Source organism: Dictyoglomus sp. SSW (assembly GCF_055181335.1).
The window spans coordinates 1,046,964-1,059,530 of sequence record NZ_CM143705.1 but is presented as its reverse complement, the minus strand read 5'-3'; the positions used below and the strand labels follow the sequence as shown (position 1 = coordinate 1,059,530).

The 12,567-nt window shown below is 32.9% G+C and carries 12 protein-coding genes; 1 reads left to right on the top strand and 11 read right to left on the bottom strand.

The features are described from left to right. Positions 1-17: 17 nt before the first annotated feature. The 3 genes from ACY3JM_RS04970 to ACY3JM_RS04960 form a co-directional block, all read right to left on the bottom strand. Complete coding sequence (locus ACY3JM_RS04970; RefSeq protein WP_463091066.1) at positions 18-1,118, bottom strand: glycosyltransferase family 4 protein; 1,101 nt, start codon at positions 1,116-1,118, stop codon at positions 18-20. 11 nt (positions 1,119-1,129) lie between these two features. Next, entirely contained in the window at positions 1,130-1,777 is a 648-nt protein-coding gene (locus ACY3JM_RS04965; protein ID WP_463082296.1) for a cyclase family protein, read from the bottom strand. Positions 1,778-1,878: 101 nt separating this feature from the next. Beyond that, positions 1,879-2,415: a type II secretion system protein gene (locus tag ACY3JM_RS04960; protein ID WP_463082297.1), complete on the bottom strand. Its 537-nt coding sequence runs from the start codon at positions 2,413-2,415 to the stop codon at positions 1,879-1,881. A gap of 276 nt (positions 2,416-2,691) precedes the next feature. On the opposite strand from ACY3JM_RS04960, the gene pyrE reads away from it, so the two are divergent. Continuing rightward, positions 2,692-3,261 carry an orotate phosphoribosyltransferase gene (gene pyrE, locus ACY3JM_RS04955; RefSeq protein ID WP_463082298.1) on the top strand — a complete coding sequence of 190 codons (570 nt, stop codon included), beginning with the start codon at positions 2,692-2,694 and terminating at the stop codon, positions 3,259-3,261. A gap of 651 nt (positions 3,262-3,912) precedes the next feature. Here pyrE and lysS read toward each other — a convergent pair. The 8 genes from lysS to ACY3JM_RS04915 form a co-directional block, all read right to left on the bottom strand. Continuing rightward, the gene (lysS, locus tag ACY3JM_RS04950; protein WP_463082299.1) at positions 3,913-5,484 is read right to left on the bottom strand and encodes a lysine--tRNA ligase; all 1,572 of its coding nucleotides are present in this window, start codon (positions 5,482-5,484) and stop codon (positions 3,913-3,915) included. Then, on the bottom strand, positions 5,478-6,692 hold the full coding sequence (locus ACY3JM_RS04945) for a methionine adenosyltransferase (protein ID WP_463082300.1): 1,215 nt from the start codon (positions 6,690-6,692) through the stop codon (positions 5,478-5,480). Before ACY3JM_RS04945 ends, lysS begins: the two co-directional genes overlap by 7 nt. 188 nt (positions 6,693-6,880) lie before the next feature. Further along, entirely contained in the window at positions 6,881-8,428 is a 1,548-nt protein-coding gene (gene xylB / locus ACY3JM_RS04940) for a xylulokinase (protein WP_463082301.1), read from the bottom strand. 174 nt (positions 8,429-8,602) lie between these two features. Further along, on the bottom strand, positions 8,603-10,393 hold the full coding sequence (nuoF, locus tag ACY3JM_RS04935; RefSeq protein WP_463111094.1) for an NADH-quinone oxidoreductase subunit NuoF: 1,791 nt from the start codon (positions 10,391-10,393) through the stop codon (positions 8,603-8,605). 29 nt (positions 10,394-10,422) lie between these two features. Next, complete coding sequence (locus ACY3JM_RS04930) at positions 10,423-10,791, bottom strand: (2Fe-2S) ferredoxin domain-containing protein (RefSeq protein ID WP_463082303.1); 369 nt, start codon at positions 10,789-10,791, stop codon at positions 10,423-10,425. A 1-nt stretch (position 10,792) separates the two neighbouring features. Further along, a complete protein-coding gene (locus ACY3JM_RS04925) occupies positions 10,793-11,326 on the bottom strand; it encodes an ATP-binding protein (protein WP_463082304.1) in 534 nt (177 codons plus the stop codon). After that, positions 11,323-11,811, bottom strand: a complete 489-nt coding sequence (nuoE, locus tag ACY3JM_RS04920; protein WP_463082305.1) for an NADH-quinone oxidoreductase subunit NuoE — start codon at positions 11,809-11,811, stop codon at positions 11,323-11,325. The genes ACY3JM_RS04925 and nuoE overlap by 4 nt, the downstream gene beginning before the upstream one ends. 2 nt (positions 11,812-11,813) lie before the next feature. Beyond that, a complete protein-coding gene (locus ACY3JM_RS04915; protein ID WP_463082306.1) occupies positions 11,814-12,557 on the bottom strand; it encodes a PHP domain-containing protein in 744 nt (247 codons plus the stop codon). Positions 12,558-12,567: the final 10 nt, after the last annotated feature.

Sequence of the window (12,567 nt, the reverse complement as noted above, 5' to 3'; positions counted from 1 at the left end):
ATATTTTATCACAAAAATTAAGCATTATTTAATATCTCATCCAAAAACTCTTTAAATTCTTTTAAAAATCTATCTTTTGAAAATCTATATGCATTTTTAACTATATTTTCAGTTTTGAAATTATCTCTTTCATTTATAAACCTAAAAATAGCTTTCTTTAAAGACTCCACATTCTGCTCATAGAAAAAGATACCAGTTTCCCCCTCTATCACAGTCTCTAAAGCTCCTCCTTTTCCATAAGCAATTACAGGAGTTCCACTTGCTTGAGACTCGACAGGAACAATACCAAAATCTTCTTCTGCTGGGAAAATTAAGGCTTGAGCTTTGGATAAATAATCCCTAACAATATGATCTTCTTGCCAACCTAAAATTCTAATATTTTCTTTAGCAATTTTTTTTATTTTTGACATTTCCTCTCCATCCCCAATAACAACAAGAGGTAACTTTATCTCATTAAATACTTCCACCACTAAATCTACCTTCTTATAGGGAACTAAACGTGACAGAACCAAAAAATAATCATCCTTATCTTTAGAAGGAGTAAATTTATCAATATCTACGGGAGGATATATAACTTTGGACTCTCTTTTATATATTTTCCTTATTCTCTTTGCCACATTTTTTGAATTTGCAATATAATAATCCACTCTATTTGAACTTAAAACATCCCACATCCTTAAATAATGGAAAATTACTTTAACAAACAAACCCTTTATACCAGTATCTACCTTATGATCTCTCAAATATGGAAAATAAAGATCCCAGATATATCTCATAGGAGTATGGCAATAACAAACATGTGTCTGATGCGATTTAGTTATTACTCCTTTTGCCACACAATGGCTACTGGAAATCACTAACTCATATTTGCCAAGATCCAATTGCTCTATAGCTAAAGGCATTAGTGGAAGATAAAAAGAGTACTTTTTCTCGCCAAATGGCATATATTTTATAAAAGAAGCATAAACCTTATTTTTTATATTCAGTTTTTTCAAGGTTTCCTCAGAATACACTAAGGTAAAAATATCTGCATTAGGGAAAATCTCTAAGATGGCTTTTAATACTTTTTCAGCCCCTCCTATATTAACTATCCAATCATGAACTATTGCTACTTTCATTTTCAAACCTTTTATACTTCTACAGGAAATAATACGGCTCTTACAGGTGATCCTTCTCCTCCTTCAATCTTTAAAGGAAGAGAAACAATAAAATATAGACCTTCCCTCACATTTAATAGGTTTAAACCTTCTATTATTCCTATTTCTTCCCTCAAAAGAGTCCTATGTACCTCTCTCCCTTCATCTCCTCTTGGTCCAATTGATAGATAATCGATTCCCACCGTCTTTATTCTTTTGCTTGCTAAATATTTAGCTGATTCAATAGATAATCCTACATAATTATCATGAAATTTATTTTCTCTCAACAGATATGAATTCTTAGTTTTAAAAAGGATTATATCACCTTCTGCAATAGGCAAAGAAACGATGTCATCTAACATTATTTTCTCTTCATTTTTTATTAAAAAAACTTTAGCTAAACCCAAAAATTTATATATATCAATCCTATCAAGAGTCTTCCCATCCTCAAGAAAATGATAAGGTGTATCAATATGAGTACCTGTATGAGAACCCATAACTATCTTTGATAAATTTGCATTTCTTCCTTCCGATATTTTTGATACCCATTCCCTTTGAAATTTAGGATCATTAGGCCAAAAAACCATATTTTCATTTATAAGTAAACTAACATCTATTGGTTTATCCCAAATAATTTTCATTATTAAACCCTCCTTTTTTAAGTATTATAACATCAATCTATAAGAAAAATATTCTCTGTCCGCATTGTAGAAAAACATATAAAGATTAAAGTAAAAGTAAATTAAGGTAAGCAATTTCCACAAGGCGAATATCCATTCTCTACAGCTTCATTTCGAGTTTTTAAAAAAGTTTGATTTTGAGGAGAAGGAAGAGTCCAACACCAAGGATAATGAAATTTCTTTGTTCCTTTATTACCTACATAGAACTTGGGAGGATAGTAAAAGATTGTATATGCTTTTTCTTCATAAGCATAAAAAATTATGTGGGCATTTTTAAAATTATCATTCTTAAAAGCATTTCTGAAATAAGTTATATCTGATGTAAAGGTGTAATGCTTATCATTATAAGGACTAATAGGATATTCGAAAAATTTAGATAAAAGATCTTGTAATTCGTTGAGATTTGGATATCTTCCATATTTTATAGCAAAAATCTCAATTTCTTTAGTTATCAATTGCATATTATTATGCTGGGTATCTCTCTTCGCTTCTTCTATGGTATTAAAATATAGAGGTAATGCTAAAGAAACTAAAATAAATAAGATACTTATAACAATCAAAATTTCTAAAGAAGAAAAACCCCTCCTCACTTTCGTCATGCCATTAATATCTAAAAAAGTATTTAAAATTTATATATTTAAAATAAATTATAACTCAAATTTAGTAAATTTTCAAAAATTAAAAGCAATTGACCTTTAGAAGGAGAAAAAATCATATTTTTTTATATTCTATTTGAGCACAACATCTTGCAGTATGTCTATACAACATTTGTACTTACCCTAAATAAACATATCTAAAATCACTTGACCTAAATAAATTATGTGTAGTATCTTTAACATAGTTAAAATAAATTAAAAGAGAAAGGAAATTCATATATGGATTGGCTTAATGTATTTAAAGCAAAAGGAGCTTTTTTAGAAGGCCATTTTTTATTATCCTCAGGTCTCCATAGTCCAAATTATCTCCAATGTGCCCTCATACTCCAATATCCTGATTTATCAGAAAAGATCGCAAAAGAAATAGCAGAAAAAATACCTGAGTACTTAAAGATTGATGTAGTAGTTGGTCCTGCTCTCGGTGGAATTATAATTGCCTATGAGCTTGCAAGGGCGTTAAACGTAAGAGGAATATTTGCAGAAAGAGAAGAAGGTAAAATGACACTAAGAAGAGGCTTCAGTATCAAACCAGGAGAAAAAGTCTTAATCTGTGAAGATGTAGTTACTACAGGTGGTTCTGCGTTAGAGGTAGCAAATTTAATTAAAGAAAATGGAGGAGAGGTAGTTTCTTTTGCCTGTATTGTAGACAGAAGTGGAGGAAAGAATATTTTTGACAAACCTCTTTATTCTTTAATTCAATTAAAACTTGATACCTATAAACCTGAAGAATGCCCCCTCTGTAAGGCAGGAATTCCCTTATTAAAACCAGGAAGCAGAGGACTAAAATAAAAAGGGGATAAGAGATTACTTCTATCCCCTTATATTCTCAATATCATTATATTCCTTATAATAGTGTTTCCTTGAACTACTCCTGTAAAAATCACAATGTTGTAACTAATTCTCCAGCACCTCCCGTTACAAGATTCTTATATAATATCTTCATATCTTCCAGAAATATTTTTTGTTGCTTGGTGGAAAGTTTTATATTTTTCCCATTGAAACGCGCAAGTTTTATTCAATAGAAGTATTACTTGCCCATATAGTTTTTTACAAACTTTTACTTTTTAAAGGTAGGAGGTAAAATTACTTAGGGATTAGATATTGTTCTCAAACTTGTTGAATTTTTCAACTCAAGTATACTTTTAGTTTATATTGCACATAATCCAGATTTTGTTGAAACAAAGGATGAATTAAAATGGAATTTTAAATGATGACTGTCAATACTATGAAAAACCTCAATGAAAAGTAGAAAGTTATATGGAGCAAGATACATACTCGTTAAAGTAGCAAAAAATATAGTTAGACATGCCCACTACTCTGTAAATGAAGAAGATATAAGATAATTATCTTTACCTATTAGTGATAAAAGACCTAATAATTAAAACATTCTGCCGTTTGAAAAAATTATAGTAATTTTTTTTAATGGACTTTTTTAAAAATCTAACTTCCTGCTTCCAATAGTCTACTTACAACAAAATCTTTCGGCAAAGATATTAAGAAGTAACCAGCTCTTGGCCCTGATGTTTGATTGAGAAAAGAAAGATATATAAGCTGAAAAGCTCTTTTTCCTTCTATTCCATGTTCTTGCGCTAAGTTATATATAAAGTTTTGGAGTTCATTACCTTGCCAATCTTTTTCCTTTATTTTATTAGCCAAAATTCTTAAAAATTCCTTTTCCTTAGGAAGAAAGGTTTTAACTATTTCAGGTGTCTTTTCCTGTAATTTAAATTTCACCTGAGATGGTGCAAATTTTTCAAGCCAATTTTTTACATATTCAATCCTTTTTAATATCTCATCAAACTTACTAAGCTCACTTTCATAACCGCTTCTTATAAGCATCTCTTTTAGAAGTTCATTATTTCCCAAGGATATTTGAGTTAATGTAATTATATGCCTGAGTGGTACTTGTGGCCCTATCTCTTTTGGAATCTCTCTTACCTGTGAAAGTTCATAAAGTCTCGCAATTTCAGCCCACTCTTCTTCCGTACCTTCTAATCGGTAATAAATTCTCTCCAATCTTTCATAATCCTCTGCTAAAAGAATATATCCATTTACTGGATCAAAATCTATATGCTTATCTGGTTTATATCTCAATATGAGATATCTTACCCATGAAGGGGGGAGGATTTCTAATATTTCATTAATAGAAATAGCTATCCCTTTTGAGCTTGACATAGCTCCTTTCCCTTTCAGATATATCCATTCATATACAAAGGGATAAGGAGGCTCATATCCAAATATCTCTTTCGTAATGACCTTTCCTGTATCATAAGAACCACCTGTAGTAGCATGATCTTTCCCAAAAGGTTCTACTGTAACTCCAAAAATCTTCCATCTACCCGGCCAATCAAGTCGCCAAGGAAGTTTTGCTTCTCCTTTGCTATAATCTGATACTCCTTGATGACCGCATTTACATTGATATTCCACTTGATGTTTTTTAGTATCATAGGAAATTATTTTTGTAGTAGCTAACCTTCCACATTTTTCACATTTTGGAAGGAGAGGAACAAAATCTTTCTCTAAATTTCTCCCTGCTATTTCATTAAGAATCTCTTTTATTTTTTGATTATTTTCCAAAGTTAAGTCAATAATCTCAGTATACAAGCCCTTTTTATAACTTTCGTGAGCCTTTATTACTTTTGGTTCAATACCTAATACTTTTATTGCTTCTAAAAATGGTTCTAAAAAGTGTTCTGCATAATTCTCATGACATCCTTCAGGATCAGGAATTTCAGATATGGGCTTTCCTACATGTTCAGCATAAGATTCTGGTAAGAAAGGATATACTTTTCTTAAAGGGTCAAATGTATCAGCTATATAAATAAAATCTACTTCTGAACCTTGATCCCTTAAAGCTCTTGAAAGGGCATCACCAGTTAAAATCTCCCTCAGGTTCCCAAGATGGATGGGACCTGAGGGAGTAATACCAGTTGCTACCACATTTTTATTACCTTTTAACTTAATTATTTCAGATGCTGCTATATCTGCCCAATGCGGGACTTTTTTTACCATACAGAATACTTCCCTTCTGCTAATTCATTGCAGAATTTTTCGATATTAGCAAGCTCATTATCAATAATGTTTTCTACTGATTTTGATATATCATAAATTGATACACCATTTTCTAAAATAAGTTGAGCAGTAGCAATTTTTGGTTGATCAATTGGCCTTCCAATTTGACTGCAAAGCCATACATATACCTCTTTTATACCAGGAACATTCTGATAAATTTCATTTGCTATTTTATGAGTCAAAATATTGTATATTTTTCCTACATGGCTTACAGGATTTTTACCTGCAGCTGCCTCCGTTCCCATAGGGCGATTTAGTGCAATAACACCATTTACTCTATTTCCTCTTCCCACTTGTCCCGAGTCAGCATCTTCAGCAGAAGTTCCAAGAACACTTATATACATTCCATCCATGCCTCTTTCAGGATCATCCAATGTGTTAATATCTATTGTTATCTGATCAAAATTTTGAGCTCTCTCTTGTACAAACTTTTCAACTATTCCTCTAATTACTTCCTTTTTCTCAAAATAATCTTGCACACTATTAACATATCTATCGATGAAAGGCATAGCTATAGTAATTTGCAAATTTCTTTTTTGACGAAACGCCATTATTTTTATGTCTTCTCCTACTTCGGGATGAATTTTCTTAAATTCTGGGGAGTTAAGATATCTTTCAAGTTCTAAAACTATTTTTTCAGTGGATGTTAAAGGTGCATATCCTACAGCAGCTGAAGTATCGTTAGCTGGAAGAAGACCTTTTCTTCTTCTGAAAATATCAGTAAGCTCTGGAGAGCCAGGATAAAGCTCCACTTGATATATTACATGTTTATCAGGGTCAACAAATCTCAAGTTTTTTCTAAACCATTCTTTAGCAGTTTCTATTGCTATCTCTTCTACAGGAATTCTAATACCATCAACTTCAAAAGTCGCTCTGTCTCCTATTACTAAAAGCATTGGTTTTTTCACTTCTCCACCAATGCCAAGCCTTCTTTCAACCTCTCCAGCTACTAATAAACTTTTATCAATATTATGGTGTAATACATTTCCCACCCTTCTTATATACTCCTGGGAAAGATTTACAGATATCTGGTCCATGATTGCATCACATATAGAGTCAGGATGTCCTACACCTTTTCTTTCAACTAGTTCTACTCCATGTTCTTCTACTGGTAATGAATTTAATTTTTCAACTACAATGTTTCTCATCTTTCCTATCCTCCTTCTTACTTTTTTGTTGAAAATAAGCAAAAAAATAATATCACAAGTTAATTAATATTACAACAAAAAGTTTATATTAAATAAAAGTAATACATTTTTCTTAAAATTGCAATAAAAAGAGGGGAACATTTTAGTTCCCCTCAATATTATTTTATTATAAACGTATGTTTAAAAAATTACTTCTTATTAGAGTAATATCTCTCTATAAAATTATGTAATTTTCTATAATATTCCTTCATTATAGGATACAATTCTCTGTAAAGACCATATAATTCTTCATATAGTTTTGCTCTTTCTTGATCTGGTTCTTCTCTACTTACTACTTTTACTACTTTATCACAAGCATCCTCTACACTCTTGTAAACTCCAACACCAACTCCCGCAAGTAGAGCAGCGCCATAGGCGGCACCTTCTGTTACATTTATAGTAGTGATAGGAGTATTAAATACATCAGCTAAAATTTGTCTCCAAAGAGGACTTCTTGCACCTCCAGCTATAGCTCTTATTTCTCTCATATTTATTCCAAGAGCTTTCATAAGTTCCAAAGAATCTCTTAAACCAAAAGCCACTCCTTCTAACACTGATCTTACAAAGTAAGGCTTATTATGCCTCAAACTAATTCCCACAAAAATCCCTTTTGCCATAGGATCGGCATGAGGAGTTCTCTCACCAGTAAGATATGGTAAAAAGATTAATCCCTCTGATCCAGCTGGAACATTACCAGCTTCCATGGTTAAAAACTCATAAGGATCTTTTCCTGTCCATTTAGAAAGCTCTGTTTCTATCTCCCCAAAAGAGTCTCTAAACCATCTAAAGGATCCACCAGCTGATAACATAACTCCCATAGTATGCCACTTTCCGGGAACTGCATGACAAAAAGTATGAAGTCTTCCCTCAGGATCTCCTTCTGGAGTATCCAGATGAGCAAAAATTACTCCTGAAGTTCCTAAACTTACAAATAAGACCCCACTTTTTACAATCCCACTACCTACTGCTTGCGCTGCATTGTCACCTCCACCACCTACAACAGGAATCCCTGCAGGTAGACCGATTTCTTCAGCAACTTTTGGAAGTAAGGTTCCTGTAATCTCAGGAGATTCATATACTTTTGGCATCCAATCCTCTGGAATATCAAGAAGATTTAACATCTCTTTAGACCAAGTTCTCTTTTTTACATCAAAAAGCAAAGTACCAGAAGCATCAGAAACTTCTGATGCATACTCCCCTGTTAATCTGAATCTTACATAATCCTTTGGTAATAATACTTTAGCAACCTTAGAATAATTCTCTTGCTCGTTCTCTCTAAGCCAAAGGATTTTGGGGGCTGTAAATCCTGTAAGAGCAAGATTTAAAGTAAGTTCAAGAAGTTTTTTAACCCCTCCTACCCTTTCTACAATCTCGTCGCATTGCTTAGCTGTCCTTTGGTCGTTCCAAAGAATAGCTCTTCTAATTACATTACCTTTTGAGTCAAGAAAAACAGAACCATGCATTTGCCCAGATAATCCTATACCTTTTATCTCTTTTGGTGATACGCCAGTTTTATTTATTAAACTAATAATTGCATCCTTTGTTGCCTTCCACCAATCCTCTGGATCTTGTTCAGACCAAGAAGGAAAAGGAGTATATAGAGGATACTCAAAAGTTGAACTTCCTAATACTTTTCCTTCCTCATCAATAAGCAAAGCTTTAGTTCCAGAAGTACCCACATCAATACCTAAAAGCACTTTTTTCCACCTCACCTTTCCTATGGAGTTTTATCTTTGATTATAAAAACGTTTTTCTTTTTAGTCAATAAAAAAATAAAGATACCATAAAAAATTTATAATATTTCCTTATAAAACTCTTCTTTTAAGAGTTGTCCCTTTTCTCACTATAGGGAGGAGTAAAACTCCTCCCTATTATTCTTTTCTAATAGCTTTAAATGGACATACCTGGAAACATATTCCACACTTAGTACATTTACTCTGATCAATAACATATGTTCCATCTTCGTCTTTATAGATCGCCCCTACAGGACAATTTCTAAAACATATAGAACATTTCCTACACTCTTCCCTTATTACCTCATAATGAATCAAGGCAGTACAAACTTTTGCAGGACATTTTTTATCCCTAATATGGGCAAGGTATTCATCCTTGAAGTATTTTAATGTTGTTAAAACAGGATTAGGAGCTCCTTTCCCAAGACCACAAAGTGATGTATTTCTCACAGTATAAGCCAATTGTTCAAGCTCTAATAAATCCTCTTCCGTCCCTTCACCTTTTGTTATTTTATCTAAAATTTCCAACATTCTCTTAGTACCTACTCTGCATGGTACACACTTTCCACAAGATTCGTCTTGCGTAAAAGACAAGAAAAATTTAGCAACATCTACCATACAGTTATCTTCATCCATAACGATAAGTCCACCAGATCCCATGATGGTTCCAAGGGCAGTTATTGATTCATAATCTATAGGTGTATCTAAGTATTCCGCTGGTATACAACCCCCAGCTGGACCTCCTATCTGGACAGCTTTAAACTTCTTTCCATTAGGTATTCCACCACCAATATTGTAAACTACCTCTCTCAAAGTTATACCCATAGGTACTTCTATAAGTCCTGTCATATTTATTTTCCCAGCTAAAGCAAAAACCTTAGTCCCTTTACTCTTCTCTGTTCCATAACTTGCAAACCAATCAGCACCATTAATAATTATTGGTGGAATATTAGCCCACGTTTCTACATTATTTATCACAGTAGGTTTTCCCCATAATCCAGAATTTACTGGAAAAGGCGGACGGGGTCTTGGCATACCTCTTTTACCTTCTATAGATGCAATTAATGCTGTCTCCTCTCCACAAACAAAAGCTCCTGCTCCAATTCTAATCTCAATATCAAAGGAAAAATCAGTACCCAATATATTGTCTCCTAAAAGGCCATAATTTCTTGCTTGTTCTAAAGCTGCAGTAAGTCTTTTAATAGCTAAAGGATATTCAGCTCTTATATAGACAAATCCTTTCTTAGCTCCAATAGCATAACCTCCAATTAACATACCTTCAATAACAGAGTGAGGATCACCTTCCATAATACTTCTATCCATAAAAGCTCCAGGATCCCCTTCATCTGCATTACAAACTACATACTTTTCCGATCCAGAAGCTTTTCTACCAAGCTCCCATTTTAATCCAGTAGGAAAACCCGCTCCTCCCCTTCCACGAAGACCAGATTTTTTAACTTCAGAAATTACATCTTCTGGAGACATTTGAGTAAGAACTTTTGCAATAGCAGAATAACCATCTCTTGCAATATATTCCTCAATATTTAGAGGATCAATAAACCCTACATTTCTTAAAGCAATTCTTACTTGATTTTTAAAAAATGGAAGATCGTTAATGGTTGGTATAAATTGTTTTTGCTCCGGTTCTTTTACAAGAAGCCTCTCCACAATCCTACCCTTAATAAGGTGTTCATATACAATCTCTTTTGCATCCTGTGGCTTTAATTTAACATAAAAAGTCCCCTCTGGATATATGGCCATAACTGGCCCTAAATCACAAGTACCAAAACATCCAGTTTCAATAATTTTTACTTCATCGTAAATACCTGCTTCTTTTAATTCCCTTTCAAGGGCTAATTTGAAAGTTTCTTCACCTGCAGAAATGCATGCTGCACCTGCACATAAAAGAATATGTGCTCTCTCTGGCATTTTTAAACCTCCTTATATTGTTTTATTCTTTATTCAGTAGAAAGAACATCCTCAGATACAACCTGACCATTAACCACATGTTGAGCAATTATCTTTCTTGCCTTTTCAGGGGTTACATGTTTATAAAGAACCTTATGTCCTCCTAACTTTTGAACAGATATTAATGGCTCATACTCACAAAGTCCAATACATCCTGCCTGAGTTACAACCACATTTTTTAAACCTCTTTTTTCTATCTCATCCAAAATAGCCAATAATGTCTCCCTTGCGCCAGCTGCTATTCCACATGTCCCCATATGTACTACTATCTTATCCTTACCTTCAGGACTCCTCATCTCAAGTTCTGCTTGAGTCTTTTCTTTAATCTTCTTAAGATCCTCTAAAGTTAATTTTTTCATTTTACCAACCTCCCAAATTTTCATTTAAAAATTCTTTTAAAAAAGAAATTACTTCTGGAGAATTAATAGGTATTCTAATAGACTCCTTTATTTCCTTTGTAGAAATATTGATCTCATCACCATTTTTAACTATCTTAATCTCAAAATCTATATCTGGATTTGTAGCTATCAAGCCCCATATAGTCCCAGAAAGATTTCCCATAGGAGGTAAATCTACACATAAAAAAGGAACTTCTGCATAAATCTCTGTGCCTTTTCCTACCTCAGAGTTAATCTTTACCTCTCCCCCACAATTTTTAATCAACTCGTAAAATAGAGGAATACCAAGACCAACTTTCCTTGTAGTTCTACTTGTAAAAAATGGATTTTTAATCTCTTCTAATATTTCTTTTGGCATACCTTTTCCATCATCTTTTATAATTATATACAAAATTCCCCTTTGGAGATCTTTTCTAATCTCCAAGTAAATATTTTTTGCATTAGCTTCTATAGAATTTTGTACAAGATCCAAAATATGAAGAGATAATTCTTTCATTGATGTTCTTTTCTAAAGTTTTCAATTAATTTTCTCAACTTATCAGGAGTAAGTTTTCCATAAACATCATCGTCTATCATGAGAGCTGGTGCCATACTACAAGCTCCAATACACCTTACAAGATCCAAAGAAAAGAACCCATCCTCTGTTACTTTACCTTCTTTAAGTCCCATCTGCTCAAGAGTTCTGAGTAAGTCCTCAGCTCCTTTAACATAACAAGCCGTTCCCATACAAAGTCTTATTACATGCTTGCCTTGAGGCTCAAGTCGGAAAAAGGAATAAAATGTTACTACACCGTAAATCTCACTTAATGGTACTTTTAATCTTTCAGAAATCAGTTCTAAAGCTTCACGAGGTAGATATCCAAACTTTTCCTGAACTGCGTGAAGGATCATAATCAAAGATCCCCTTGAGTTTGCAAAACGGTCTAGAATCTTTTCTACCTCTTTCTGAGCATATTCGGAAAACTTTAATTCTACTGCCATTTCTATACCTCCATTTCCTGTATTTTTACATTTTTTTCTTTCAAGCTTTTAAAAACTGCTTTTTTAGAAAATTCTTCTAAATATATAAAAGTTTTTGGTTCTTTTATATCCTCTAAATAGTGAGCATCAGAAGAAATTAAAAATTTCTTATCTTTCAGTTCTGGGTGCTCGCTAATAAATTTAGTATAGCTTATCTTGTTAGACAATTCTATAAAATCAAAAAATAAATCCTTCGGAATAAAACCCAAATTTGATATTATACTAAAGGAAGGCCTATCCACATGGGCTAATATTATTATCCCGCCATATTCTTTTATTTTTTTAACTGTGTCTGTAACCCTAAGTGATATAGAGGTATTTAATAACCTTTCCTCTATTCTTTCTACCTCATCATTCTCATTAACCACTACTTGTACTCCAAAAATTTCTTCTCTATTTTTAGTATCTGGTAAATAGTTAAAAATATCTTTTTGAAATTTTAAAGCTGTATCATAATCTTCAAATAAAGCCAATATATGCACTTCTTCACTGGTTTGAATTTCCATACCTGGTATTACTAAAACACCCATTCTATCTCCCCAGAAAGAGATAGCAGGATAATTTTCTACCATATGATGATCGGTTATCGCTATAACTCCTATATTCATTTTCTTTACTCTCTCTATAATGTTTTTAGGACTCATACTCCAATCTCCACAAGGAGAAAGAACCGAATGTATATGCAAATCTATCCCTACCCATGCCAAATAAAAAATT